This window comes from Bradyrhizobium elkanii WSM2783 (assembly GCF_000472865.1).
In the GTDB taxonomy this organism is placed as follows: Bacteria; Pseudomonadota; Alphaproteobacteria; order Rhizobiales; family Xanthobacteraceae; genus Bradyrhizobium; species Bradyrhizobium elkanii_A.
Genome location: NZ_AXAP01000019.1, coordinates 64591 through 90734, shown reverse-complemented (window position 1 = coordinate 90734; position 26144 = coordinate 64591). Strand labels below are relative to the sequence as shown.

At 60.4% G+C, this 26144-nt stretch carries 29 protein-coding genes and 4 pseudogenes; 19 read left to right on the top strand and 14 right to left on the bottom strand.

What is annotated here, in order from left to right:
* Positions 1-272: 272 nt before the first annotated feature.
* From YY7_RS65075 to YY7_RS63265, 4 genes are all read left to right on the top strand, one after another.
* A complete protein-coding gene (locus YY7_RS65075; protein ID WP_433994511.1) occupies positions 273-404 on the top strand; it encodes a caspase family protein in 132 nt (43 codons plus the stop codon).
* Between the two features lie 112 nt (positions 405-516).
* Positions 517-885 (top strand): caspase family protein, encoded by a 369-nt coding sequence (locus YY7_RS65070; protein ID WP_433994510.1) that lies wholly within the window; start codon positions 517-519, stop codon positions 883-885.
* Positions 886-1057: 172 nt separating this feature from the next.
* On the top strand, positions 1058-1180 hold the full coding sequence (locus YY7_RS64425) for a hypothetical protein (RefSeq protein ID WP_283807008.1): 123 nt from the start codon (positions 1058-1060) through the stop codon (positions 1178-1180).
* A gap of 233 nt (positions 1181-1413) precedes the next feature.
* Positions 1414-1500: a hypothetical protein gene (locus tag YY7_RS63265; protein WP_245287326.1), complete on the top strand. Its 87-nt coding sequence runs from the start codon at positions 1414-1416 to the stop codon at positions 1498-1500.
* Positions 1501-1962: 462 nt separating this feature from the next.
* Here YY7_RS63265 and YY7_RS0118605 read toward each other — a convergent pair whose 3' ends face one another.
* From YY7_RS0118605 to YY7_RS0118600, 3 genes and pseudogenes are all read right to left on the bottom strand, one after another.
* Positions 1963-2172, bottom strand: coding sequence for a hypothetical protein (locus tag YY7_RS0118605; RefSeq protein WP_028164544.1), 210 nt, complete (start codon positions 2170-2172; stop codon positions 1963-1965).
* A pseudogene (locus YY7_RS63260) lies at positions 2169-2361 on the bottom strand (hypothetical protein). The gene YY7_RS0118605 and the pseudogene YY7_RS63260 overlap by 4 nt, the downstream one beginning before the upstream one ends.
* A 152-nt stretch (positions 2362-2513) precedes the next feature.
* Complete coding sequence (locus YY7_RS0118600; protein ID WP_028164543.1) at positions 2514-2711, bottom strand: hypothetical protein; 198 nt, start codon at positions 2709-2711, stop codon at positions 2514-2516.
* 1178 nt (positions 2712-3889) lie between these two features.
* On the opposite strand from YY7_RS0118600, the gene YY7_RS0118595 reads away from it, so the two are divergent.
* The 3 genes from YY7_RS0118595 (at position 3890) to YY7_RS0118585 (ending at position 5992) form a co-directional block, all read left to right on the top strand.
* Positions 3890-4225 carry a hypothetical protein gene (locus YY7_RS0118595; RefSeq protein ID WP_028164542.1) on the top strand — a complete coding sequence of 112 codons (336 nt, stop codon included), beginning with the start codon at positions 3890-3892 and terminating at the stop codon, positions 4223-4225.
* A 231-nt stretch (positions 4226-4456) separates the two neighbouring features.
* Positions 4457-5197, top strand: a complete 741-nt coding sequence (locus tag YY7_RS0118590) for a hypothetical protein (protein WP_028164541.1) — start codon at positions 4457-4459, stop codon at positions 5195-5197.
* 261 nt (positions 5198-5458) lie between these two features.
* Complete coding sequence (locus YY7_RS0118585) at positions 5459-5992, top strand: cytochrome b (RefSeq protein WP_028164540.1); 534 nt, start codon at positions 5459-5461, stop codon at positions 5990-5992.
* A gap of 902 nt (positions 5993-6894) precedes the next feature.
* On the opposite strand, the gene hemC is transcribed toward YY7_RS0118585, so the two are convergent.
* The 4 genes and pseudogenes from hemC to YY7_RS63250 form a co-directional block, all read right to left on the bottom strand.
* Positions 6895-7872, bottom strand: coding sequence for a hydroxymethylbilane synthase (gene hemC, locus YY7_RS0118580; RefSeq protein ID WP_028164539.1), 978 nt, complete (start codon positions 7870-7872; stop codon positions 6895-6897).
* A 197-nt stretch (positions 7873-8069) separates the two neighbouring features.
* Positions 8070-8546 carry a redoxin domain-containing protein gene (locus tag YY7_RS0118575; protein ID WP_028164538.1) on the bottom strand — a complete coding sequence of 159 codons (477 nt, stop codon included), beginning with the start codon at positions 8544-8546 and terminating at the stop codon, positions 8070-8072.
* 265 nt (positions 8547-8811) lie between these two features.
* Positions 8812-9042: a hypothetical protein gene (locus YY7_RS63255; RefSeq protein WP_028164537.1), complete on the bottom strand. Its 231-nt coding sequence runs from the start codon at positions 9040-9042 to the stop codon at positions 8812-8814.
* Between the two features lie 52 nt (positions 9043-9094).
* Positions 9095-9301 (bottom strand): annotated as a pseudogene (locus YY7_RS63250) (SDR family NAD(P)-dependent oxidoreductase); the annotation flags it as partial.
* Positions 9302-9632: 331 nt separating this feature from the next.
* Between YY7_RS63250 and YY7_RS64760 the strand changes: the two are divergent.
* A complete protein-coding gene (locus YY7_RS64760) occupies positions 9633-10217 on the top strand; it encodes a Rid family hydrolase (RefSeq protein WP_349642665.1) in 585 nt (194 codons plus the stop codon).
* A gap of 63 nt (positions 10218-10280) precedes the next feature.
* On the opposite strand, the gene YY7_RS0118555 is transcribed toward YY7_RS64760, so the two are convergent.
* Positions 10281-10547: a hypothetical protein gene (locus tag YY7_RS0118555; RefSeq protein WP_028164536.1), complete on the bottom strand. Its 267-nt coding sequence runs from the start codon at positions 10545-10547 to the stop codon at positions 10281-10283.
* A 1195-nt stretch (positions 10548-11742) separates the two neighbouring features.
* Here YY7_RS0118555 and YY7_RS65065 point away from each other — a divergent pair.
* The 10 genes and pseudogenes from YY7_RS65065 to ccoS form a co-directional block, all read left to right on the top strand.
* A pseudogene (locus tag YY7_RS65065) lies at positions 11743-11847 on the top strand (peptide-methionine (R)-S-oxide reductase); the annotation flags it as partial.
* A gap of 204 nt (positions 11848-12051) precedes the next feature.
* Entirely contained in the window at positions 12052-12417 is a 366-nt protein-coding gene (locus tag YY7_RS0118550) for a c-type cytochrome (protein ID WP_028164535.1), read from the top strand.
* A gap of 164 nt (positions 12418-12581) precedes the next feature.
* Positions 12582-14235, top strand: a pseudogene (gene ccoN / locus YY7_RS52110) (cytochrome-c oxidase, cbb3-type subunit I).
* A gap of 3 nt (positions 14236-14238) precedes the next feature.
* Positions 14239-14970, top strand: coding sequence for a cytochrome-c oxidase, cbb3-type subunit II (ccoO, locus tag YY7_RS0118540; protein WP_028164534.1), 732 nt, complete (start codon positions 14239-14241; stop codon positions 14968-14970).
* A gap of 2 nt (positions 14971-14972) precedes the next feature.
* Positions 14973-15143 carry a CcoQ/FixQ family Cbb3-type cytochrome c oxidase assembly chaperone gene (locus YY7_RS0118535; protein WP_028164533.1) on the top strand — a complete coding sequence of 57 codons (171 nt, stop codon included), beginning with the start codon at positions 14973-14975 and terminating at the stop codon, positions 15141-15143.
* The gene (ccoP, locus tag YY7_RS0118530) at positions 15134-16015 is read left to right on the top strand and encodes a cytochrome-c oxidase, cbb3-type subunit III (protein WP_028164532.1); all 882 of its coding nucleotides are present in this window, start codon (positions 15134-15136) and stop codon (positions 16013-16015) included. Before YY7_RS0118535 ends, ccoP begins: the two co-directional genes overlap by 10 nt.
* Positions 16012-16257 (top strand): hypothetical protein, encoded by a 246-nt coding sequence (locus YY7_RS0118525; RefSeq protein WP_028164531.1) that lies wholly within the window; start codon positions 16012-16014, stop codon positions 16255-16257. Before ccoP ends, YY7_RS0118525 begins: the two co-directional genes overlap by 4 nt.
* A gap of 5 nt (positions 16258-16262) precedes the next feature.
* A complete protein-coding gene (locus tag YY7_RS0118520) occupies positions 16263-17060 on the top strand; it encodes a DUF2189 domain-containing protein (protein ID WP_028164530.1) in 798 nt (265 codons plus the stop codon).
* Positions 17061-17108: 48 nt separating this feature from the next.
* Positions 17109-19388, top strand: a complete 2280-nt coding sequence (locus YY7_RS0118515) for a heavy metal translocating P-type ATPase (RefSeq protein ID WP_028164529.1) — start codon at positions 17109-17111, stop codon at positions 19386-19388.
* Positions 19385-19579 (top strand): cbb3-type cytochrome oxidase assembly protein CcoS, encoded by a 195-nt coding sequence (gene ccoS, locus YY7_RS52105; RefSeq protein WP_035690432.1) that lies wholly within the window; start codon positions 19385-19387, stop codon positions 19577-19579. The genes YY7_RS0118515 and ccoS overlap by 4 nt, the downstream gene beginning before the upstream one ends.
* A 169-nt stretch (positions 19580-19748) precedes the next feature.
* Here ccoS and YY7_RS63240 read toward each other — a convergent pair whose 3' ends face one another.
* From YY7_RS63240 to msrB, 5 genes are all read right to left on the bottom strand, one after another.
* Positions 19749-19976, bottom strand: coding sequence for an integrase core domain-containing protein (locus YY7_RS63240; RefSeq protein WP_245287325.1), 228 nt, complete (start codon positions 19974-19976; stop codon positions 19749-19751).
* A gap of 134 nt (positions 19977-20110) precedes the next feature.
* The gene (locus tag YY7_RS56625) at positions 20111-20683 is read right to left on the bottom strand and encodes a hypothetical protein (RefSeq protein ID WP_155255231.1); all 573 of its coding nucleotides are present in this window, start codon (positions 20681-20683) and stop codon (positions 20111-20113) included.
* A 12-nt stretch (positions 20684-20695) separates the two neighbouring features.
* Positions 20696-21139 (bottom strand): DUF1993 family protein, encoded by a 444-nt coding sequence (locus YY7_RS56620; protein WP_196237289.1) that lies wholly within the window; start codon positions 21137-21139, stop codon positions 20696-20698.
* 440 nt (positions 21140-21579) lie between these two features.
* Complete coding sequence (msrA, locus tag YY7_RS0118495; protein WP_028164528.1) at positions 21580-22092, bottom strand: peptide-methionine (S)-S-oxide reductase MsrA; 513 nt, start codon at positions 22090-22092, stop codon at positions 21580-21582.
* Positions 22093-22094: 2 nt separating this feature from the next.
* A complete protein-coding gene (gene msrB, locus YY7_RS0118490) occupies positions 22095-22547 on the bottom strand; it encodes a peptide-methionine (R)-S-oxide reductase MsrB (RefSeq protein ID WP_028164527.1) in 453 nt (150 codons plus the stop codon).
* A gap of 1075 nt (positions 22548-23622) precedes the next feature.
* Here msrB and YY7_RS52090 point away from each other — a divergent pair.
* Positions 23623-24309, top strand: a complete 687-nt coding sequence (locus tag YY7_RS52090; RefSeq protein WP_196237288.1) for a redoxin domain-containing protein — start codon at positions 23623-23625, stop codon at positions 24307-24309.
* Between the two features lie 103 nt (positions 24310-24412).
* Here YY7_RS52090 and YY7_RS0118480 read toward each other — a convergent pair whose 3' ends face one another.
* Positions 24413-25453, bottom strand: a complete 1041-nt coding sequence (locus YY7_RS0118480) for a LysR family transcriptional regulator (RefSeq protein ID WP_028164526.1) — start codon at positions 25451-25453, stop codon at positions 24413-24415.
* Positions 25454-26144: the final 691 nt, after the last annotated feature.

Sequence of the window (26144 nt, the reverse complement as noted above, 5' to 3'; positions counted from 1 at the left end):
GCGACGCAGCTGAAGGACGCCACGGCGGAGAGGAGCGTTTCCACGCTGAACTGGAGCTCATAATGAGATGACGGTTCCCAGAATACTGGTCGGCGTTGCAGTCCTGCTCGGCCTGCTCTCGGCCGGCCTCGGCAAGACAATACGGCTGGAGAAGGCTCATGGCCAACCCATGAGCGCGCCCAACTCGTTGGGTGAATCGGCACAACTCGAATCGGCTAGCTCTAGTGATTGGTAATTCAAACTATCCCGATGCCGACTCTCCTCTTTCCCAAATGGCACGCGATGCGGAAGGTTTGACAGATACTCTTCGAAAGAACGGCTTCCTGGTGGACGCCGTTGACAATGCGACTCGCCGCGACATGACCCGCGCAATCGATGATCTAAGTGCAAGAAAGTACATTTGAACTCGATTGTGCTGATCTATTTCGGAGGTTTCGGCGTTCAATCTGACGGTGAAACTATTTAATCCCAGTCGATGCGAAGATCTGGTATGAAGAGGATGTTCGTCGACAAGGTGTGAGCATTGACCTCCTCCTTTCGAAACTCAAGACTTCCGGAGCACGCGTCCAGCTCGTAGTCATCGAAGCCTCACGCCGCAACCCCTATGAACGACGTTTCAGGACTTACTCACACGGACTTGCACCCATTCAAATGAGTGAGAACACACTCATCCTGAGCTCAGCAGCGGCCGGCCAGGTCGTCGAAGAATCGGATGAACTACATAGTCAGCTGATGACCGTTCTTCTTACGCAGATGAATTCTTCGAAGAGGATCGAGGAGGTCTTCAACAACACCCGAAACGCGGTGGCGGCTGCTACGCAGGGCCAACAAATTCCAGCTGTGTCATCTACGCTAACCGAGAGTGTAACCTTTGGCCGGCACTGAGCGGCGTTCCCGTCTCTTCCGTTGGCTCTGCACTTGCCGGTTGCCGCGGGTGATGAAACAGACTCCTGCTGACCTCCAAAGATCGAAGGTCAAGGCTGACTTCCCATAGCGGGCGCCCCTCAATCGTCTCCGCCTTGTTTGGAGCTACCAACGCGCGAGGCGGAGCTGAGCATTGTCGCGCGCGACAGCCATGCTCCTGTTTGCTGACTGGCAGACCACGGAACGCACGGTGGTCCCCGCCGAGCGCATGGGACGCGCTCTCGGCGTGCCGATGAGGGTGCTGCCGGATCGGTGAGAACTCATCGTCGAGATCGAAAGCACACCTTGTCACAGGGGTGCTGACCATCAAAACGGCTGTGGATCGGCTGTGCGAAGGGACGCTACGCCGCGAGGAAGCGCGGCCTACGCTGTCGCTGGCTGGAAACTTGCCACCGGTGTGCACACTACGACGGCTTGAGGTGTTCACCGGAGCTGGGGCGTCGGCGGCGGTGGAGCGACGAGGACAAGGCGCGGATCGTTGCGGAGATCGTGGCGAGCGTCGGCTCGGTTTGTTCAGGAGCCCGACGGCACGGATTGTCGCCGCGGCAGTTGTTTTGCTCGCGACGTCAGTTGTGAAAAGCCGCGAACGATCATTCCGAAGTGGAAGAAGTACAGTTCGTGCCGGCGTGTCAATCGGCGTGCAAATTTTGGACGCCGAATGACAATCCACATCACGCAAGTGCCTCCGGTGGCGCTCGCCAGCGTTCCTGGGGCACAGGCGACGGCGGCACTGGGAGGCAAAATGATAAACTTTGCCGATTTGCTTGCCAAAATTTCGGCCAGCGAAAGAAACGAGACGTTCGCACCGCGGCAATCTCGCAAAAGTCGATGATCTCGACAAGCGTGCCGCCACGCTATTGTCTCAAATCGAAACGGCATCGACGACAAGGGCCACGAAGTTGATGAGCTGGACGCCTCGCTGAACCCGGACAACGGCCACAACGGCAGCCGGACCGATGCAGACCAGGTGCATAGGCCTGAAATCGCAGCCATTGTGATTAAGCGATTTCAAAGCACCCGTGGAAGCGGCTTTCCTCCCTAAGCTCCCCTGCCATCCTGTTTGCCAATCACGCAGTGCCACGCCGCTAGGCGCTCGGCGGGATGCTGCTTCATCCACTCGGCAAGCTGCGGCGCGCCCATCAGGCAGGACTGCATCGAGACGTCAGCGAAGTCCGAGGTGGTGACGGTCTGCTCGTGGCAATTTTCCGGAGAGGAGAGACTGCAGAGCAAGGCGATGATCTTGATCACGACAGGAGAACCCCGTCGCTACGATGGGCAATGGGGCCGCTGACCTTATGACTTATCGGTGCGTTGTCCTGCTGCTCGCTGGCTGGATCAGCCGGCGGAAAGATGCTGTCATATATCGCGCGGGCTTCTGCAATTAGACGGGCCCGCTCGCGCTCAGACTTTGGGGACAAATCGAACAACTTCGCCCATATTCGCTCCAAACATTAGTTAGAGAACATGTCTGCTATTAGATGATGATAATAATTCAATCGTGAATTGGTATCTCAGCCCCAACTTTGAAGCTCTGCAGGCGGTAACGACGGAATAAAAAGCTCGTGACTGGCCGCGCTGGGGCCATAAGTTCACGATCGTGCGCGGATGATCTTGATGGCCTTGGCCACCGTGCGCTGATTCAGGCCTAGCGCGTGGATCACTTCCTTCTTTGTGCAGCCGAGATTGCACTCGAGGTAGCCGCGCACACGCTCGACGTTGAATGCTTCCAGATCCTTGGAGCCGGGGCGCAGGTTCAGCGCTTCAATGGTGCAGAATTCGAGAGGCATGCTTCTTTCTCGCGAGCTGACACCCTTCAAAACGTGACATGTTAGCGGCCAAGGCCTTGAGCTGACCCGCAATCGCTGAGTCGGTCATGTTTTTGGCGGCGCGGAGCAAAGTCTGTGCTGTCTCTAAATATTCCTTGTATCGTTGTGAGATCTGGACCGTCATAAAGCCCTCGCGCGGTTCTCGGGCGGCTGGTCGAAGGTGATTTGGAGCCAGCTCACCCAATTGCGATCACTTTCCCTGCGGGTTCTGAAACGATCGACGCACTTCTTGGAACAAAGCGGGGTTCGCCACGCGTAGTGCCGGACGAGACCAAACTTGCCATCACACACTGCGCATCGCGCGGCACTGCCAGATCTAAGATTATCGGAGCAATGGGGCATCGTAGTCTCCTGTTGGTACTATCGTCGCCGTTCGTCGATCATCCTTTTCCACCGTCGCACTGCATGGGTCTGTCCGCTTTTCTTACGCGTACAGCCTAGGACGATCGCGGTCAGCCGCTCAATTGTACGTGGGTAATGCGCCGGCCATCCAAAGGGGCCAGGGAATGATACGAAGGTGTAGGGAGCGCCCCTCAAGCCGACCGCTTCCGCAACGGGTCATGAGCGCAGTTTTTTTGGCGGCCAAGCCGTCACTTCCGGTCTACGCTGAACAGCAGACGTAGTGACCGGCTGTTGTCAGGTCTCTGAAGGGCCAAGAGGCGACGTAACGTGTCCGGGTCAGCTCGGATCGAGTGGCGGGTCGGGGACTTGGCTTCGCCCACCAGACGACCTGAGTGTGCAAGAACAGCTTGGTCGTTACCCATGCAGTTCCGGATTTTCTGAAATTTTCTCTGTAGGCATCCTGCCCTATCTGCAAAATGGCGATGTCTTTCCCTCTCTTACATCGGTCCGGCATCCGGTCGGCGACGTGGCGCACGACAAATCCGCTGTAGGAGCGCCGTCATGGTCAAGGACGGCGGCGCATTGGCACGCGCAACCTCGATTGGTCCAAGGGCGACAACGAGTTTAGAAGTTTCTGCAGATACGGCTGGTGGCATAGCTCGCTACGGCATCACGCGGCTCGGTGGCAATAACGATCGTCTATCGACTCTATGGCGAGAGATGATTTCCCTCGCCGGCGTTGCAAGGTCATTCTCGTCGGGTGGTGGGAGTCATCTTTTACACGAACAGGAGCTACCATGAAGATTCAAGTCCGCAGCCTTGCGATTGCGCTCGCAATTGCCGTTCCTATCGCAGTTGCCACCACGGCCAAATCGTCTGCTGCGCCGATCAATGGCACGTCGATCAAGGCGGCGGTAGCAGCCGTAAAGACGGACGTGCGCTATCGGGTGCGGCGGGATCGGGGGACGCGCGGCGTGCAACGCACGCCGAATGATTATCCCTATCCTTCGTACTGGGACTATCCCACCTATAATTCGTACTGGCGCTATCCGACCTATAATTCATATTGGCGCTATCCGACCTATTACTACCCCGACTTCTCTTACGGCTGGAGTGACTACAACCGGTGGTGACACGAAAGCTTGGCAGCGTGCGGCTCCCTCGAGCCGCCGCTCGTCAACATGTATTGAGAGATTTAGCGTTCCTCGGTCATGCGCACGTCGCCCTTGGGTCACGAGAGGTAAAGTTTCAAATTGATCGCGATCTGTCCGCTTGGCCATTAGAAACTGACATCTACGCCTTTAGTACGCGCCCTAGTCGCAAAGCTCAGTAACAGCCCTCTGCACGACTGAACAGGCAATCCAATGCCCATCCTGAAGAACAGTAAGCATGAGCTGTTCGTTTATACCGGCTACAACTGTGCAAGAAGATGGCGCCGCCGTCACGGAAAACCCGGACGGCTGGGTTTCGAGCGATCTTTCAGGTCGGGCCGCCGCGCCGTCCGGCTCGATGACAAGTTCTCTGCGAACTTTGCTGCGAAGATGGATGAAGGCGAGCGGAACACCATTGCAAGCGAATTGAAGCTGCTCGTGCTGGTGATCGAGACTGCCACCGGGACATCGGTTTCATCCTCGGCGCCGCTGGAAGGCATGTCGACGGTCCGCCATCCGCTGTTGCTCGAAGCGTGCTCGCTGTTCCAGGCGAATGCCATGGGCGAGATGCTGCCGGCGGCCGGTCCCATGAAGGTTCGCGATGATCGGCCGCAGAAGCCGAAGAGCGCCGACATGATGGGCCACAGTGACGGTCCCGCGCTCGATGGCACCAACCCTTTCTCCACTCCGCCGGCGCCGCAAGGGCCGGCACAAGCTACGCCGGGAATCCCCACCCCCGCCCGGCGTCGGCGCTCCCGGCGGCAGTCCCCCGCGTCCCCCCGCTGCCGCCGGGATGCGGCCTCTGCGACCGCCGATTGCCGGGCCTGCCCCGGCGATGGGCGCGCCTGCCGCTTCTGGCCCTATGCCCGGTGCTGGGCCGGGCGCCCGCCCATGCCGGCAACGCCCGTCATTCCGGAAGAGCAAGCACGCGACGCGATCGAGGATCGTGCTTGAAAGGGACATGAACCACTATTTGATCCTTTGGCGAATGCCCACAATCTCCGCGGCCGCTGCGATGATCATCTCCTCTTGCAGTCCGGGTTGAAGAGTGCCGGACGCTCGGACACCGATGGAGTACGCTTGGGCGATGGGTTTGTCATAATTTAAAGTTGGGCGCTGGGGAGACCAGCCAGCTTACCAAGCACTCAAATCTCTGGCGACGCGCCGCCACTGTTCATCAACCGCTGCGGCGGGCTCAAGATCGGAGTAGTCGCTTTGCGCAGCACTTCCTCTCGCTACGGCGCCGGTGCCCAGGCCTTCCATTGGCTGACCGTCATGCTGGTTCTCGCCGCTTACGTGGTGAGCAAGGGCGACCCCGATTCGCTCTATTCCGCCGGCGCGGACGGGCTCCGCCGGATTCACGAGACGCTTGGGGTGCTCGTGTTCATTGTCGTCGTGCTGCGGCTGCTATGGCGGCTGATCGACAGCACGCCCGTGAAGCAGCCGATGCCGCGATGGATGGCTGCGGCCGCAAAACTCGTCCAGTTCGCGCTTTATGCGCTCCTCACCGCGATTCCAATAACGGCGGTGCTTGGTACCTGGCTCTTGGGGATTCCCGTCACCCTTCCCGGATTCGACATCGCTCCCCAGATCGCGAAGGCGCATCGCCTAGGGCAGCTGATCATGGAACTACACACCACCCTCGGCAACGCCATCCTCTGGGTTGCCGGCGTGCATGCAGCCGCGGCTCTCTTCCACCACTTCTATCTGCGCGACGAAGTATTTCAGTCGATGTCTCCGGGCGGATGAATGATTAGTTCGAGCTACTGCCGCGAGGCGTTTTTCGTCTGAATCCGCCGAGAGTCCCGGCAGAATCACTCGGTCTCATGTCGCGCCGCCCTTCAAGGAACGGTAGTTCCTTGGGACGGCTTAACCCCACAAGCCCGCTATTAGTCTTCGATGGTGCAGCCCATGCCACCTTCTAGGCCGCGTGTGCGGTCTGCAATCTCGTCCAGCGCCGCCCGCAATGGGCCCCGCTTCTTGCCGCGGTCGGATGCGGAGAAGCCCTCCCATGCCGCGTGGCCTCGCAAATGGGGCGCGAGGGTCTCGAGGTGCGCTCCATTGCCGTTGCCGAGCGCCCGGCCAGGTCGGATGTTTCAGCAAGACCAACAATGCGGCATGGCTTTGCGACTCGCTTTCCAGTTCGTTGCGCTCGAATATGAGACTTTGACGTGCTGCCCCCCGAAAAGCCGCTCGCGTCAGGCGGGGATTGGCTGCGACGCAGATTTCACCGTTCCTGTGGTTGAGGCTAACGGAAATCACGTTGCTCGTAGAAGGTTGAGACTCTCTTTCGCTCTTGCCAGCGCCGCGCCACTCTCCGGATCTTTATACCCGGCATCGATCAGCAGGCCTCGAAATGGTACGATTGCTTAACAGCGGAACGCGAACAGATCTGCGGATGGAATGGCAAGGATGACTTCATCGATGTCGAGTCTCCTCGAAGCATCTATCTGCTCTCTTACGTCCTTCGGGCAACCTGAGAAGGCAAAGCGCCAAACCAATTCGTTGGGAATTAGCCAAGCAAGTTCCGTCACCAGCTGCGGTTGGCGCTCGTCGTTGTCCGGCCGTAATTGCGAGCGAAGCGAAGCAATCCCGAGTCTCACCTGTGACTCTGGATTGCTTCGTGGTTTCGTTCCCGCAACGGCGCTCCATCACACCGGCCGGCCGCGCTCGATAATCTCGGCAGCACCTCTGGCGAGCAGCTCCATTCCCACTGCGCGGCCGAGTTCGCGCGGGCGGCTTGCTCGGCCAACACGCGAGGCCTCGATGATCCGACCGCCCGCATGATCGAGCACGGATGCGGCGAGCTGCATCTCCGCGCCCGTGACTTCCGCAAATCCCGCGATCGGCGAGTTACAATGGCCATTGAGCACCCATAGCACCTCGCGCTCGGCGTCGGCGCACGCATGGGTCGTCGCATCGTCGATCGCTGACAGGATACGGCGCGTCTCGAAATCGCGCGCGGCGCATTCGACTGCGATTATCCCCTGCCCCACTGCCGGCAGCATCTCGGCAATCGAAAATTCGTACGCTATCCGGCTCGTAAGCCTGACGCGCTCAACGCCTGAGCGCGCCATGATCAACGCATCCGCAGGCCCCACCTCACCGCCATCTGGCAGCTTCTGCTTTGCGCCCTGGTCAAGCTTGCGCACGCGGCTGTCGGCGGCGCCGCGGAAATGGATGACCTCGATCTCCGGAAACAGCCGCCGCACATAGGCCGCGCGGCGGACGGAGTTGGTGCCGATCTCGAATCCCTTGCCACGCGTGCGTTTGAGCTCGTCGACCGAGGTGCCCGGCCGCAGCACCAGGACGTCGCCGGGCGGATCGCGCGAGAGCGTCGCGCCGATCACAAGCCCGGGCGTGTCCTCATTGCCCGGCACGTCCTTAAGCGAATGCATCGCGGCGTGGAGCCTTCCGCTAAGCACCGCCTCGCGAATCTGCGCCACGAAGGCCCCACCTTTGCCGCCATGCGGCAAGAGCTTGCCAACCTGGTCGATATCGCCCGTGGTCTCGAACTTGACGATTTCGACCTCGGTGCCGACGGCCTTCAGGCGTCGTGCGATCTCCTCAGTCTGGGTGATCGCCATTGCGCTTTTGCGCGTGCCGATCCGCAATCGATCCGATAGCATACGTATCCCATTCAAGGCCCGCGGGCCTCACTCCCGCAGGCCGCGGCGATCGCAGGCGGCCAGCACCGTGCCCCGGTGCCGACCCGGCTTTCCCCCGCCGAACTCTCCCGGGCACGATTCCGCATCGATAACGCGGCTGCGCGGCTCTAGAATCGGCTGTGCCATTCATCGAGCTCCCGCTAATCGGCCGCTGCTCGTCAGTTCTTTGCCAAAGATTTGAGGTGGCGGACAAATCCGAGCACATCGTCGGGCATCAGACGGCCGATCGCGCGGGTCGAATACACGGCCGTCACCACCCGGCCTTCGGGATTGAGGACGAAGCCAGTTGCCTGGAGACAGACGGGATCGTCATTGACGAAGGCGCCGGTGACTGCGGAAACCGCTCGCGCGTTGGCGCCGTAAGCGACCGGGAAATTGAGCTTGTGCTTTTCGACGAGCATCTCCGACTTTTCCCGATCGTCTACCGATACAGAGACGACCTTGAGGCGTTCCCCAGCGAATTTGTCCGCCGCTCTCGCAAAAGCGGCAAGCTGAGCATTGCAGTACGGACACCAGGAACCGCGGTGGAATAGGACCACACCGAACCAACCGGCGAGATCGGCAGGCAAATGGATTTCGCCGCCACCGACGCGAGCAAAGGTAAGAGAGGGAAAGACATCGCCATTTTGCAGCATCACAATTGCACTCCATGTTTGAACTATTTGGCGCTCAAGGCGCCGAATGATCTTTTATCGCTTCCTCTAGCGCCGGCTTCAAACCGAGCAAGCGCTCATCGACCGCAACCGGGTTCTCGCGATTGAGCGCGATCATCCGAGCCGGGACCCGGCCGCTACGGATCACCTCGGACGCCGATTTCGATGCCTTCTGCGATGGCGTCGGCAACGGCGGAGGCCGGTTGGCGCGTAAAGCCAGGTTCGGGCCCGGCGGGGTTTGACTTCATCATTTGCATATCCGTCTCGCCGGGATAGAGAGGACATGGATGCCCTCCCTTTTCAACTCGCGCCGCGGCGGTTCGCCGAAATAGGCAAGCCGAGCCTTTAGCGTGGCATAGGTCTCGTAGAACGGCGCGCCGACCGGCGCGATACCGGAGGAAACATTCACCATCATGGCGTCGCCGCTGTTGCGGATCACTAGCGGTGCCGCCCGCGTCAGCAGGATCGGTGCGGTCACGTCGATTAGGGCCTGCAGCTCGGGCTCCGTCCGTGTTCTCCCGACGACCGACCTGCACCGCGCTGGCGTTGTTCACAAGGACATCAAGGCCGGCGAGAGCGGCAAGAGCCTGTTCGAGCGTCGCGGCGCAGCCGTCGGCCGTCGCGACATCAGACGCTATGCCGTGCATCTCGGCGCTCCCGGTTTGCATCGGTCGAATGACTTTGGCGACGACTTCCCTGCGGCGTCCGCTGATCGCCACTTTCGCTCCCTTCGCCAACAACTGGGATCTCAACCCTCCTCACGTACAGGACAACGTGGCTCTCACCGATTGATAGGTTCCGGACGGCCGCCCAATTCCACCAATACACCCGCAGTTGCCCGCAAGAACGGGAGTTACATCCAGGAACAAGGTAACTTCGCTGCCCCCCGAGAGCGGGACGACTTCAATTACGTCGTTGCTTTGCATCTCGAGTCTCCCGGCTTCTCAATCCGGCATCGCGTCTCGGTCGCCGCACTGGACGTTTCGGTACGACGATGCGTTGGAGAATGACTTTGCAACGCCGGCGAGGGAAATCACCTTTCGCCATAGAGTCGATAGACGATGGTTATTGCCGCTCGCCGTGCCGCGTGATCCGGTTGCGAGGAATGCCACGCTTGAGGGCGCGGCCCTTCAAAGCGCTCGCGAAAAGTACTTCGACTATATTGCTGATGCTAGTCTTGACCGAAGCGAACCGATCGAAAGCGATGAGCAGGCCCGGGCCGAAATTGCCAGTGATCTTTCCGAAGCCCTGGACGATACCCTCCATAATCACACCGATAAGCTGAACAAGTTGAGAGAGCTCCATGTCTTTGGCCAGCTCAGCCACAACGAGAAGGGGAACCTGATCGCGCCTGGTTCTCTCGATGAATCCGGCAAGCCGGCCGAGTTCTCGATGATGGAACAGCAGATGCGTGCGATCTACGCCAATGCCGTCAAGCTTTTGGCGCGCTTCGGGGCAACGCTGGACAATGTCGTCGAGGAGACGCTCTATGTCCTCGATGTCGACGCCGCATTCGCCGCGGCGGGCAAGGCGCACAAGGAGGCCTACGGCGCGGCACGACCTCAGTGCGCCAGTAACCTGATCGGCGTGACGAGACTGGCCTTTCCTGAACAGCTCATCGAAATCACCTTCAAGGCTACGCTGTCGGGGTAGAAGCGAAGCCGCGGTGATCTCGGCCACATCGGCGGAGCCAAAGTCGTTCCCCAAAGCCCTCGATCAATCGCGTAGCTTTTTGATCGACTTCACGCAGTGCGTCATGAATGCGTATATTCGTCCTGACTTGCGGATATCCGGATGGATCAGCAACCACAGCTCATCGTTGAGCGCTAGCTCCACTGCCTCAACACGTATAAGACCTGGTGTGACATCACCAAGCATGCGGCGCAGGTAACAGACGCCCAGACCCGCAACGATCGCGGCCGCGACGCCGACAAGCTGAATCCGTCCGGTAGGCGATGTTGTCGTGGTGTACACGTTCTTCAATGAATTTGGACGCTTCGAGGCCGGAGAGGGTCCCAGTGTAGGATACCCATTGGCAATCAAACAGCGCGCCAGTGCCGGGCCACGAACGCAACAGAGTTGGAAAGGCAGACATAGGGCCGGGCTTCATGGTGCGGAAGATCACCTACTATAAGGATGCTCCGAATAAGGCGACCTATGAAGAATTTCGAAACCGGCGCTCGGCGGACTCCGCCTCTCTCCCGATGGCACGATCCCCCCACCCTCCATGGTAGAGGTCGACGCCGCGGCAAACGCTACCCCAGCCGTGCTACTCGAGTTGGGCGAACCCGATACTGTCGAAGCGCAGACTTCTGTCGATACTGCTTATGCGGACGCCATACCGCCTGCGAGATGGGCGGCGCCGAGCACGGACGCGGCACCCTGTCGCCGGAGCGGCCCCTATAGAGTTTAGGTCGAACGCGGATGACGGCGTTTCCGCCTCCCCTCCATCTCTGCCAAAGGCTGAGCCAAGGCCGACTGCGGAGGCTGAGGTGAGGTCGCTGCCGGATCAAACGCGCGCTGATCGGCCTATTTTGAATCCGAAGGCGCCTAACGCGACGACGGAAGACGCGCTTAGGCCATTGCCCACCCTTGTTGGCGACCGACGCCGGAGGCGACAACTACGCTAAAGCACACGACAAACCCACTGCGGTTTCATTCGCGGCCCGGCAACAAGCGCGCGTCAATCGCAGCCCTCCTCGCTTCGATTGATCAGGAGGTGGAAGCTGGTGCCGGGTCCTGAGCGCCGACGGCAGGCGCCCGGCGAGACAACGGGAGCTTCTGTCGCCGCGATTGAGGCGTTGTAGGGATCGATGCGACGCCTCCCCGCGAGATTTTCGCCAACAGCTCCGTCAGCGGCCCGCGCGCCGCGCCACGCGCTGCTGTAGGGAGGACTGCCACCAGCCGCATGGCTCCTCGAAATCGACGTTTCTATTTACAGAGACCTCTAAGCCCGATCAGCGGGAAGCATATGTTTGTACTGCACCGTCTATTTTCCCGCACAACGTCGATGGCATCGATTCCATAGCCACAAGTCATTGGACCGTCGACTTTCGCCGTCCTACTTTTTGTTTGTTTGCGAGGAGATCGAAGGATGAAGGCGTACAAAAACCTCGAGGCGGTATCGCCGCTAACGCTTAGTGCCGGATCACGCATCAAGACGGCAAGCAGGGACTCGTTTCGGAACGAGTACTGGGACAACAAAGAGCCGGAACCCTACGCCGAGGTGGTGTCGGGCGAGCCATTATTCGCGTGCGCCGACAAATTCGACAGCGGTACCGGTTGTCGGTCTAGACCGCAGTCCCGCCTGCGCTTTCCTTCACCGATTTCGAGGGAGGAATGTAGAGGACCTCTTTGTTGTCGGTGCATCCGTCCTTACCCGATAAGCCGTTAGAGGCATGCGCGCGCGTCGACTCGACGACGACCTCAACAGTTAGGTTGCGCGGCTGCGCCACCGCTGATACCGATCTAAAAAAGGATGTTCCCAATGAAAGGCGGAGTGTTTATCGCGGTGCTCGTACTTACGGGAGTAACCACGAATCTCAGCTACGCACAGGACGCCGAGCACGGACAAACCATCTTCAAAGCTTGCGCAGCATGCCATGCGACGGATCATGCCAATCGCGTCGGGCCGGGCCTGGAAGGAATCATTGGCAGGAAGGCGGCCACGGCTCCTGGCTTCAGCTACAGTAGCGCGATGAAGCAGTCCGGCATTGTGTGGGATGCGAAGACCCTCGATGCGTATCTGGAATCGCCACAGAAGGTGGTTCCCGGAAATAGAATGGCCTACACAGGGCTGAAGAACCCGACGGACCGGACGGACCTCGTTACTTATCTTGCTACGTTGAAGTAGCGACTCGTTGAGCGAGGCGTCAGCAAGACGTTATCCATTTGGACGTTACGTCGCTACGCAGCTGCGGCCGACGCAGGCGACCGGACCACCAGGCGATTTGACCTGACCTTTGAGTTTTCAATGCGGACCAAATCGGAATTCCGGTTTTGGAAGGCAGCAAGACAATGATCGGACAACTGACCAAGGCTGAACGTCAATACGCGCTATTGATCCTGCTCGGGCTCGCGCTGTGTGGATTGATATTTGGCATAGCAGGCAAGGACGATCCGCTCGGCATTCACGGGGCGCTCATCGGGGTCGCAGCGCTTGCCGGGATATTCAAAGTCATTTCGGTTTACTACGATCCTGAACCCGGCGACGAACGCCTCAACCACTATTACGACGATCCGACGAGATTCGGCATTATTCTCGCGATGATATGGGTCGTGTTCGGCCTCTTTATAGGTGACTGGGTGGCGTGGCTCTTGGTGAAGCCCGACTTCACTTTTGATGCCGGTTGGGCCAGCTTCGGGCGGCTGCGTCCCGTTCACACCACCAGCGTGCTCTTCGGCTTCGGCGGCAACGCACTGATCGCCACATCCTACTACGTACTACAGCGGACCTCGCGCGCGCGCCTGCCCGATCAGCTCAGCCCGTGGTTCGTTCTGCTCGGCTACAATCTGTTCTGTGTGCTCGCCGTTACTGGCTACATGATGGGTATCACCCAGTCCAAGGAATACGCGGAGCCAGAATGGTACGCGGATATCTGGCTGCTGGTGGTGTGGGTCGTATACTTCGCCATCTATCTGCGCACGCTCGCACGACGCAAGGAACCGCACATCTATGTGGCCAATTGGTACTACATGGCCTTCATCCTGGTGATCGCGATCCTGCACATCGTCAACAACCTCGCCGTCCCCGTCTCGTTCGGCAGCGCCAAGAGCTACTCGCTGTTCTCCGGAGTGCAGGATGCCATGACCGAATGGTGGTACGGTCACAATGCCGTCGCCTTCTTCCTCACCGCCGGCTTCCTCGGCATGATGTACTACTTCGTGCCGGTACGCGCCAGACGGCCGATTTATTCCTACCGGATGTCGATCATCAGCTTTTGGGGCATCACCTTCTTTTACATGTGGGCGGGCTCGCATCACCTGCACTACACGGCGTTACCGCAATGGGTGCAGACGCTGGGCATGACGTTCTCGCTAATGCTGCTGATTCCGTCGTGGGCGTCCGCCGCTAACGCGCTGCTGACGCTGAACGGCGCATGGGACAAGGTGCGGGACGATGCGACGCTGCGCTTCATGATGGTGGCGGCGGTGTTCTATGGTATCACCACCTTCGAAGGATCATTCCTCGCCATCCGACCCGTCAACTCGCTTTCCCACTACACCGACTGGACCGTCGGCCACGTCCATGCCGGCGCGCTCGGATGGGTGGCGATGATCACGTTCGGATCGATCTATGCCATCGTGCCGTGGCTCTGGAAACGCGACCGCATGTATTCGCCGCGGCTCGTCGAGGTGCATTTCTGGCTCGCCCTTGCCGGCGCCGTTGTTTACGTCTTCCATGTGGAATTCCGGCATCATCCAGGGGCTGATGTGGCGGACCTACAATGAGAGCGGCACCCTCGCTTATACTTTCGTCGACTCGCTGATTGCGATGCATCCCTACTACATCGCGCGCGCCATCGGCGGTCTGCTGTTCCTGATCGGCGCGATCGTTGGCGGCTACAACATCTGGATGACGATCAGAACCGGCATTCGCAAGGTGCATGAATCTGCAACCGACATGCCATCGCCGGTGCTCGGCGGGACCGTCCTTCAACCGGGAGAGTAAGCCGTGTTCGGACTGCACTATCGGCTCGAACGCAAAGCCATCGGCCTCACTCTCGGCATCATCCTTGTGGCCAGCATCGGCGGCCTCGTAGAAATCGCGCCGCTCTTCACCATCCACCAGACGGTGGAAGACGCGCCCGACATGCGCGTCTACACGCCGCTCGAACTGGCGGGCCGCAACATCTACATCCGCGAAGGCTGCTACGCCTGTCATTCCCAGATGATCCGCACCCTGCGCGATGAGGTCGAACGCTACGGCCCCTACTCGCTCGCGGTTGAATCGAAATACGACCATCCGATGCTGTGGGGCTCGAAGCGCACGGGACCGGACCTCGCACGCATTGGCAGCAAATATTCCGACGAATGGCACGTCGCGCACCTCAACAACCCGCGCGATGTGCTTTCCGTTTCCGTCATGCCCGCCTATTCGTGGTTGCTGAAAACGACGCTGCGCACCGATGATCTCGGCGCGCACCTGAAGGCCCAGCGCGCCGTCGGCGTGCCCTACACCGACGACATGATCGCGAATGCGAGCAAGGACGCCTACGGCCAGGCCGCGCCGGAATCGCCCTACGCCGATGGCGTCACCCAACGCTACGGCAAGGCCACCAACGTCCGCGCGTTCGACGGCAGGCCTGGCGAACTCACCGAGATGGACGCCCTGGTCGCCTATCTCCAGGTGCTCGGCCACCTGACCGACGCGGCGCACAAATCCGTCGCAAAAGCTGCGAGGTGATCATGGATCTCGGACACGGTACGCTGGTGTGGTTCTCGAAGTCGTTCGGCTTGTTCTATCTGATCGCACTCTCGATCATCACCGTCGTCTACGCCTATTGGCCGTCGAACAAAAAGGCGTTCGATCGCGCCGCGAAGTCGGTCCTGCACAACGAGGATGGACCATGGCGGTAGAAGAACGCGACTACTACACCGGTTATCTCACGACCGGGCACGAGTGGAACGGCATCAAGGAATTGAACACACCCGTTCCGCGCGCGGTGTACTTTTTCCTGTTGATTGCTTTTGTCTTTTCGGTCGGCTACTGGGTGTTGATGCCCGCGTGGCCACTCGGCGTCAGCTACACCAAAGGACTGCTCGGCCTCGACCAACGCAACATCGTACAGGACTCGCTGAAGCGAGCCGCCTTCGGCCGCAGCGCATGGACTAAGCAGATCGAGGCCAAAAGCTTTCGGGAGATTCAAGCCGATCCTGCGCTGATGAACATCGTGCGTCAGACCGGCCGCACCGTGTTCGGCGACAATTGCGCCGCGTGCCATGGGCTCAACGCGCAGGGTGGCCACGGCTTCCCGAACCTGACCACCACCTCATGGCTGTGGGGCGGCGATCCGGACGCCATTGCCGAGACCATCCGCGTCGGCATCAACTCGCCGCATCCCGACAGCCGCACCTCGCAGATGCCGGCTTTCGGCCATGATCAGATTCTCCAGCCAGCTGATATCGACAAGGTGGTAGCCTTCGTGCGCTCGCTCTCCGATCCATCCACCGCGAAGACCGCAAAGCCCGGCGATGTGGACGCTGGCAAGGAGATATTCGCTGCCAATTGCGCCGCATGTCATGGCGAGGACGCTAAGGGCAACAGCGACGTGGGCGCACCGAACCTGACCGATAAGTTCTGGATCTACGGCGGCGACGTGCAGACGATCACGAACACGCTGTGGAATGGGCGGCAGGGCCACATGCCGTCATGGGAGGGCCGCCTGACACCGCTCGATCGCAAGATCCTGGCGCTCTACCTTTTCGATGAGAGGATGCCCGCCCCATGAGCAGCGCGGCGGCATCCCATGGTGGGTGGAAGGCGAAGTCCATCGTCTGGCTGTCGATCGGCATCGGACTGATCGTGTTTGCCGCCGCCAATGCGCATCTGCTTTACGTGGCTGTATCCTCACAGCCGGACTGCGTCGCTCATCTCCCGCACGGCGAAGGCAACGGCACCAATAGCTTCAGCGCGGCGACCTCGTCGTGTTCATCTAAACCCTCCATGACAACCAAAGCGCAGGTGGAATGATCGACATGACCATGATCCCGACCGTCTTGCCTCCGCTTCCCACAAAAAACCGCTGGCATCGCTTACTTGTTCCCGCCGATGCCTTCACATGGCTTACGAAAGGCTGGCACGACCTGACCGTGCAGCCGATGACGAGCCTGAGCTACGGCCTGATGATCTTTCTCGCGTCCGTTGCGATTGTCGACGGCCTGTTTCGCCTAGAGTGGGATTACATCCTATTTCCTGCGTTCGCCGGCTTTATGGTGGTGGGCCCGATCCTCGCAATCGGCCTGTATGAAAAAAGCCGCCGCCTCGCCGCCGGCCTGCCCGTCAATCTCGCGAACATGATCTTCGTCAGGCCGCGATGCGGCGGACAGATCCTGTTCGTGGGCGTCCTGTTGTGCCTTTTGATGATCACATGGATGCGCGCGGCGGTGATCATCTACGCGTTGTTTTTCGGCCTGGTGCCGTTTCCCGGCCTCGAGTATATCGCACCGATGCTATTCACCACGCCGGTCGGCTGGGCGATGCTCATTGTCGGAAGTGCCGTCGGCGGACTGTTCGCGGCCTTCTCGTTTGCCATCAGCGCGTTTTCAATTCCCATGATGTTCGACAAGCGCGTTGACGCCCTCACCGCCATGGGCTCGAGTATGGCGCTGGTCTGGAACAACCTGACCGTGATGCTGACCTGGGGTGCCATTGCGCTTGCACTGTTCCTGCTCTCCCTTGCCACTGGAATGCTGGGCCTGATCATCGTGTTTCCCCTGCTCGGGCACGGCACCTGGCACGCCTATAGCGCGATGGCGGTCGAAGCCGCAATATAACGACACGCCGCCGGCGGAATGCCGGCGAAGTGCAGAAACGGAGTGCCGATGAGTTGTTGTGCGCCCAGCGCTGAACTCGCTCTCGCGATGGCCGATCCCCACACCGCGAATGAGGAAGTGTTGCTCGCGAGCCGTATCATCGGCGACGGCGTCCGCCAGACTGACCTCTCGGTGCCGGGTATTCACTGCGGCGGCTGCATCCAGAAGGTCGAAGTGGCCCTCGGCGCGCTTCCCGGCGTGGAAAAAGCGCGGGTCAATCTCTCCTCCAAGCGGGTCGCAATTCGCTGGCAGGCGGACAAACCGCCCGCACCGTTCATCGAGACACTCAACAAAATCGGTTACGACGCGTACCTTCACGATGCGGGCACGGACAAGACCGAGGAGACACTGAAAGAATTGATCCGCGCGCTTGCGGTGGCAGGTTTCGCCGCCAGCAACATCATGCTGCTGTCAGTGTCGGTATGGTCCGGCGCGGACGCCCCGATCCGCGACATGTTTCATTGGATCTCCGCGCTGATCGCTTTCCCCGCGCTGATCTATTCGGGCCGCGTATTCTTTTCTTCCGCCTGGCGCGCGTTGCGCCATGGCCAGACCAATATGGACGTTCCGATTTCCATCGGCGTGCTGCTTGCCTTGGGCATGAGCCTCTACGAAACGTTCCATCATGAAGCGCACGCCTATTTCGACGCCGCAATATCACTGTTGTTCTTTCTCCTGATCGGCCGCACGCTCGATCACATGATGCGCGAGCGCGCACGGACCGCTGTCCGAGGCTTGGCCCGCCTGTCCTCGCGCGGCGCGCTCGTGGTGCAGGACGACGGCACCCACGCCTATCTGCCGGTGAACGAGATCCGGCCGAATATGCACATCCTGCTGGCGGCGGGCGAGCGCGTGCCGGTCGATGCCCGCGTCGAAACAGGACAATCGGAGATCGACTGCGCGCTGGTCTCCGGCGAGAGCCTGCCGCAGCCGGTTGCACCGGGCGCGGCGCTGTCCGCGGGTACGCTGAACCTGACCGGCCCGCTCACCATCGTCGCGACGGCTGCCGCGAAAGATTCATTTCTCGCCGAAATGGTACGAATGATGGAAGCGGCCGAAGCCGGGCGCTCGGTCTACCGGCGCGTTTCGGACAGCGCCTCGCGGCTTTATGCGCCGGTCGTGCATGTCACCGCACTCCTGACATTCATCGGCTGGATGATCGTGGAAGGCGACCTGCATCGCGCGGCAACCATCGCCATCGCGGTGCTGATCATCACCTGCCCCTGCGCGCTCGGCCTTGCCGTGCCCATGGTGCAGGTCGTTGCCGCGCGGCATTTGTTCGAGAGCGGCGTCATAGTCAAGGACGGCGGCGCGTTGGAGCGCATCGCCAAAGTCGACACCGTAATCTTTGACAAGACTGGAACGCTGACCATGGATCGGCTCCGGCTCATGAATCGCAATGACATCGATCTCGCGGCGCTGGCGATCGCCGCTTCGATCGCGGCCCATTCACGTCATCCCTACTCGCGCGCGCTGGTCGCCGCGGGACGCGACAATGCCGTCACGCCTGTGGCGCTGAACGATCTTTCAGAGCAGCCGGGCGCTGGAATGCAGGCCACCATCGGCACGACGACCTACAGGCTGGGCCGGGCGGACTGGGCGCTGACGGCGGCAGCCGAACAGTCGGCCACCACCGGCGTTGTCCTCTCCGAGAACGGGCGGCTGCGCGCGACCTTCCGTTTCGATAGCGATCTTCGCCCGGACGTCCGCGAGGCCGTGCTTGCCATGTCCAATCAAGGATGCCGCGTCGAGATCATGTCTGGCGACCGAGACGAACCGGTACGCCATCTTGCATCGGACCTCGGACTTGCCTACCGCGCCGGCGTCTCGCCCGCGGACAAAGCGAAACACATCGCTGATCTGACGGAGGCAGGACACCGTGTACTGATGGTCGGCGACGGTCTCAACGACGCGCCTGCCCTCGCCGCCGCCCATGCATCCATGGCTCCGGCCACCGCCGCCGATGTCGGACGCAATGCCGCCGACCTCGTCTTCCTGCACGACAGTCTTCTCGCCGTGGCGCAGGCCATTGCGGTTGCGCGCAATGCGCGGCACCTCGTGCGCCAGAATCTCATGCTCGCCATCGGCTACAATGCCATTGCAGTGCCCATCGCCATCCTCGGCCATGTGACACCGCTGGTGGCGGCGGTGGCGATGTCGACCTCGTCACTGCTCGTGATCGCCAATGCCCTGCGACTGCAGGGCTGGCGCTCGCGCAAAGAGCCGCGCGGGCGCGCGCCCGCTGGCGATATCTCCGGCCGGGCACTTGCGATGGAGAAAGCCCGATGACAGATTACTTCTTCCTGATTCCCGTTGCGCTCGCGCTCGGCGCCATAGCGCTCGGCGCGTTCATGTGGTCGCTGCGAAGCGGCCAATATGACGATCTTGCGGGCGCCGCCGAACGAATCCTGTTCGAAAGTCGCGATGGGCCTGACAACACAGCGAGGGCGCACGGGGACAAGCCGAGTCACCGCAACTAGTTGTTCAGTCCCGATGTGAGGTGGATTGGATCGTATCTGAATCGCCCGGGATTGTCCGTCCAAGCTTTGCTGTTCGCTCATAGGATGTGAAGCCTTGTAAGTCTTCAATCGGTTGGCGAAGTTGTAGGCAACGAGGAATGCCGCGAGGTGATCGCGGAGCCGGATCCTCTTAGTGATAGCGCCGGACGGTCGCCTCCTTGAGGGTGCGGTTCATTCGCTCGACCTGACCATTGCTCCAGGGAGAATTAGGCTGGCTCAGCCGATGTTCAATGCCATGGCTCCGGCAGGCGCGATCAAAGGGATGGCCACGCCATCTGGCGGTAGGTCCCTCGCCGGTTTCTGGGCAGTAGATCGGCGAACTGAATGCCGTCGTCGGTGCGCGCGGTGTTGATCTCATACGGCACCGCACCACCAAGGCCGCCAGGAAGGCGCGAGCCTCGCGCGCGGTCGCCTTCGGCATGAGCCGGGCGAAGGCGCATTTCGAGGTCCGGTCCGCGGCGACGAAGAGATAGAGCTTGCCTTCCTCAGTCCTCACCTCGCCGCTGTCGATGTGGAAGCAGCCGATCGGACATGGTCTTGTCGCCGGTGATCTCCGGCAACTGGCAGATGCCGTTCCGCCGGAGGCACCGATGCAGGAACCAGCGGGTCAGATGCATACCAGCGGCCGTAGCTCTGGTGCCGGCGCATAATAGCGGCGGCCTCGAACTGCTCTGCACTGGCGGAGTGGCCGGTCAACACGAAGGCGCCGTTGAGGATCTGGCTCTCGGACCACTCGTGCACGTGGGCTTCGTGGCGCTGGCCGAACAAGGCTGTCAGCCCGCCCACACTATCCCCGGAAGCCAGTCCCGCCAGCAGGGCCGACGCGGGTGCTGCACCAGCCGCCGCCAGGACGGCGGTGGCCGCAAGCGAGGTCGCAAGTGTGCGAACCTGTCGCCGGTCGTCGCTCAAGCCGATCTCGACGCCGGCTCCTGCGCAGGAGGCTGCAATTTCCTCCTGCGCTAGGAAGCTTACGCGAGCGCAGTCGATCCCTCGCAACTCGCTTACGGCAGCCTCGAATTTCGCTTCGCCTTGCAGCGCGCCGATGATCTCTCGCAACACGCTCACTAGCGGCATCACTTAAACTTGCTTACTGCCTTGAAGGGCTCTATCCGTGCCGCGCCCCGCGCCCGTCTCACACGAGTAGTCACCGCCGCTCTGTTGAGTGGGGTTGCAAAGATAGTCGCGCTTCCCGATCTTCGCTCCAAGGTGCCTGAGGATCACGTGCGCAATCGAGATGTGGAAGAAGAAGCCGGGCAGCACCAGGTACCGGATGTGGTCGTCGCCGCCGAACCATCCGCGCAGGATGGACGGCGTCGGCTCATATGTGTGGGACTGCGCGCCGGCGATCTCATCCGGATGCACGTTTCGCAGGAAGCCGTGAGTCTCGCTGCCAGATACATCATCGGGGTGCTGCGGGGCGCCTGACGGGTCGTGTTGCGTCAACTTCGCCATGTGCGCGTCGACCTTGTGCGCACCCGCCGCAAGCACGCACTCCGACAGCATGACGAAGGTGACGTCCAAGGTGGTCATCAACTTGTCGAGGTCTTGTCGCGATCTACGCCAGAACGGCTCGCCTGCCACGTCCAGAAGCCTTTATGGCGCTCAGGCCCATATCAGCTCGGCTTCGGCACAGCGGGGTCGATGCCATCTCACGCAGACATCCAGCCTGCGGATGAAGAGCCCTTCCGCGCTCCAACCTGATCTGGGGTCTTGATCGGTTCGATCTTCGTTGCCTTATTGAAGACGCTGAACAAATATCCAGTTGCGGCCGACCGAGTGGTGGTTGCGGCCGAACTAGTATTTTCACGTCGAGAACCTCAAAGCTGTGTCCGGCCGTCCAAACTCGCCACCTTGTCGCGTTGTGAGCGACTTCGCCGGGGCGGCGAGGACACTTGGCAAACGATTTATGGTGCACACGCCGTGAGGCTGTGCGCCGCAGGCCACAGACACTGCGGTCGCCGTCAAGCGGCGTTTCTCCGCGGCAACTTCCAATGCGGACGGACGAAGTGGCAGGTGTAGCCGTTCGGATAGCGTTCCAGGTAATCCTGGTGCTCGGGCTCCGCCTCCCAGAAATCGCCAGCGGGCGAGAGTGCGGTCACGACCTTGCCCGGCCACAGCCCTGAAGCCTCAACGTCGGCGATAGTGTCTTCGGCGACGCGGCGTTGTTCCTCGCTCGTGTAGAAGATCGCCGACCTGTAGCTTGTGCCTCGGTCGTTTCCCTGCCGATTGGGCGTCGTCGGGTCGTGAATCTGGAAGAAGAACTCCAGCAGGTCGCGGAAGCTCGTCTGACTCGGATCGAACGTGATCTCGATCGCTTCTGCGTGCGTGCCATGGTTGCTGTACGTGGCATTCTTGACGTCGCCGCCCGAGTACCCAACCCGCGTCGAGACGACGCCGGGCAAGCGCCGCACCAGCTGCTGCATTCCCCAGAAGCAACCCCCTGCCAGGATCGCGCGTTCTGTAGTCGCTGTCATCGTCAAGCCTCCTGCTTTGCGAAGCGCTTTGCGTACTCGCCGTACCCCTCGCCCTCCAACTGGTCGCGGTGGATGAACCTCAAGGAGGCCGAGTTCATGCAGTACCTCAACCCGCCCTTGTCGCGCGGCCCATCCGAGAAAACGTGGCCAAGGTGGCTGTCGCCGTGCTTGGAGCGAACCTCGGTCCGTGTCATGCCGTGCGAGCTGTCCGCGTTCTCGACGACGTTCGCGGCCTCGAGAGGCCGCGTGAAACTCGGCCATCCCGTTCCGCTGTCGAACTTGTCGAAGGACGCAAAGAGCGGTTCGCCGGAAACCACGTCGACGTAGAGGCCCGGCTCCTTGTTGCCCCAGTATTCGTTGGCGAAGGGGCGCTCGGTCCCGTCAGTCTGCGTGACGCGGTACTGCTCGGGCGTCAACTTCGAGACCGCTTCGGGGTTTTTCCTGTAGGTCGGCATTCGCGAAGCTCCTTTGTTCTGCGTTTGAGATAGGCATGGGTGGGCGACGGTCCAATTACCGCCGGCTATCGAAACGATGCCATGCGAATCGACACCGGACGTGCTTCAATCTGCCGGGCCGATTCATTGGCCCAGGCGACGGGTCTGACACTGCTGGAACAGAACTTTGAATCGGCGCGCTCCGCGATGCCAGCGGCAACGGCGAAGGGATGCACGGGGGGCGACGGTACTGCGTCACCGTGCGGAAGCCTCGCGATGGAAAGCGGACGAGCCTGTTCGCCGGCGCCGACGTCGTCAACCTCAACCTTTACCGGCTGAGGTCGACGAGGCCCCTGCGAAATGCCGGCCAGGAAGGTCGTCGCGCTTGTTCTTGGGTACCCGGTCCAAATTATCCTTTAATAGACGACTCCAGATGGCTAACGTAGTTTGCTTCTGTAGCCTTGTTCAGTTTTTTATATCCGACAAGTGCTCTTTCGCTGCCGGATACATCTCGCGGTAGGAAGGCGGGCCTGTCGCCGTTCGTAGGTGCCGTAACGCAAAAAAAGCGCGTGCCTGACACGCCGCGTTGCCGGCTGGAACAGAGAGCGCGAACGGACAGCCGCAGACTCGAGAAAACGACTGAGCAATGTCTGGACTTACCACGTTCAAGCTCCTACGAATTCAGTCCGACTTCACGATATCGTTTCATCCTTGCTACGAGGCCATCGTCTTCGCTCGAAGTTATTCGCCGTGAACTTCCCGATGGACCTCGGTTCGGAGGATTAGTCATGGCGTACCAGTTCGTCCAGTTCCATGGTTGGCTTCCGTCTCCTCATCCTGTCGCTCGGTATGCGGGAGCACGGGCGCGGTGACTATAAGAGTCATCGGTCGCGGGCTCCTCTACGGAAGCTGCGCTTAGTGCTTCGTGTGCGCCGCGGCACATCGCGATATTTGGGGCCGCCGACTATTCCTAGCAATTATTCGTCAACGACTACCATTCCAAAGTTGAATTTTCGTTTTCGAGAACGCACGGTCACCATGCAAGAAACATATGCGGACGGGCGCCGCGAGGGGCACCGTTGGGGGGAGAACGAGAATGGACGACGAAGTTTTGAAGGGGCGCCCGGTCAGTACGCCGATCGAAGCCTCCACAGGGACCTTGAGCGGCTTTCGCACGCTAGACATCCAAGCCGACCAGCTGCTTTCATCATGGCTGCGAGAGGCGTGCGTTCCTGATGGCGCGCTGAGGGCGAATGACCCTGCCCCCGATTTCCTTCTCCCCGAGGCAAATGGAAAGCTCGTTTCATCTTTTGAATTGCGACAAACTGCGCCGTTGATCGTCACCTTCGTTTACGGGACTTGGTCCCCATTGTGCGCAGCTGGAATACTCGCTCTTCACCGGGCCACCCCTAGTATCCGCGCTGCCGGCGCCAGAGCAATTGCCATAACGCCCGAGACCGGAGACTTGCCACGCAATTTCAAGCGCGATCACCGACTGGATCTGGAAATCCTCTCCGACCTAGATCTTGGGGTGAGCCTTTCGTTCGGCCTGGTGTCCGTGGTGCCGGCGGAGATAAAGAGCCATCTCTTGCAGCGCGGCCTTGATCTCTCCGCTCCCCATGGCTTCTCCTTTTGGATGTTGCCAATGCCGGCCACCTATGTCCTCGACCAACGGGGGATCATCCGTCGAGCGTGTGTCGGGCCGGACTCCATCACGGGAGCGACGACCGCAACGGTGCTTGCTGCCCTGTCCAAATTGGATGGGCCTGAGCCTCGCCCTTAGAGCCTGACCGGAAATAAGGCGAGTCAATTCAAGAGGCTACACGTGGCGACTGCAACGGCATCATGGCCGGGCTTGTCCCCACCATCCACGACTTCGCGTCACTTCAGCAACGACGGTTGGATGCCCGCGACAAGCTCGGGCATGGGGAAGCAGGACTGGGGCCCGTGATTTGGACCAAGGCGCTCGCACCTTGTGCGTCAGCCTTGCCAACATTGTCCTTGTTCGAGGCAGGGGCAGATGCGCGGCGGAGTTTGTCCAGCGCACTCGTCCAGTCGCGAACGCGAGCGACCTTGATAAAGGCGTCCAGCGCCGGCGAATATTGCCTTCCCGCCACCGCCAAAAGCTGCACCTCGCGGCGGATGGGGTCGCCTTCGATTGGAATAGCGGCGAGCAACGGCAGCCTGGGAGCGTGCTCTGGCGCCAGCATGGCTCCAAAGCCGGCGGATGCCATCTGCTCAAGATGCCGTTCCTCAGTGCTCCTGTGCACCACTTTAGGGCCTGGATGGTTGGCAAAACAGGCCTGCTTGAATCGGCCGGCGACGTCGCAACCGACCCTTTCGAGAAATACCGCCTCATGCAAGTCTTGGAGCGGGATAACTGTTCGCCTCGCCATCGGATGTTCCCGAGACACGACGAGCACGTATCGCTCCTCGAACAGCGGCCAGCGATCAATACGCTCAGGTAGCTCCACGGCGTCACCGACGAGTGCGGCATTGATCTCGCCATCCAAAAGCATTGCAACGAGTCGATTGGCATCCGCCTCGCGCAGATCGATTCGAAGGTCAGGAATGATCTTGGCGAGCTCCAAGAGCAATTCCGTGATGAGTGCAGCGGAAACTGACGGCACCAACCCGATCTTGAGCGGGGCGATTGTCTTCTTTTGGTAGCCTCGCGCCTGAAGCCGCACCGCCTCCGCGGCGGCAAATATTTTCTCCAGCGTAGGCAAAATCATCTTGCCTAGCTCGGTCAGCTGGGTGAGGTGACGTTCACGGTGAATCAACGCGCCACCGAGTTCTTCCTCGAGCTTTTGTACCGCCTTTGTGAGCGCCGGCTGCGTCACATTGCATTGCTTCGCAGCCTGCGTAAAATTGAGCGTCCTTGCTAGGGCCAAGAAATATCGCACCTGATAAAGCTGCAGTCGCATACTCATACTCGAAAGTTTTCCCGTGGTTCGGATCGTTCCGGTTCGTTGCCATAGTTGGTCAAGCGGTTTGTCGCGGAGCTTCCACGGAAACAGATATTGTGTGCCGGCTCGGAATTGTCGACCTTCGCCTTTCGGAAATGTTTCTCATCTTGCGGCAAAGTGTTCTGACCGACGTTGTTTCCTTTTAACGTGGCCGGTTGCGTAGAATATCGTAGCCGCCAGACCAGCGAAAAGTATCGTCGGTGTCCCCAAGACGAGCACAAGCTCAATCCGAGAGTCCGAAACACGTATCCGATCGTCTAAATCTTGCATTGCCACGCTTGGTGTCCTTGACGGTCACATCGCCGCTGTTAGGCGATGCAGTTGACGCTCAGATATGGCGCGCATCCTTGTTCTCCGTGACCCTGCTGTGCCTGATGTTATTGCGGACGAGAGATAGAGCGGCTTGATCGCGGCGTTAAGCGCAGTTCTTGTTACGGCGTTCTTATTCTTGCAACATTTGTTGAGTGAGTATTGCATGGCGCTTTCATCTGTAGTGTGTGCAACACCTCAGTGGTCTGGACCGCTGGGTCAACCCACGTCGGCTCGAAGAATGCGCCGTGGCTTAGAGGTCAGGATCAGTTGGCTGTGCTAATGGGTGCGTCCGACGTTTTAGCTCCGGTTCGAGATGAAATTGTTCCGAGCGTCCCGA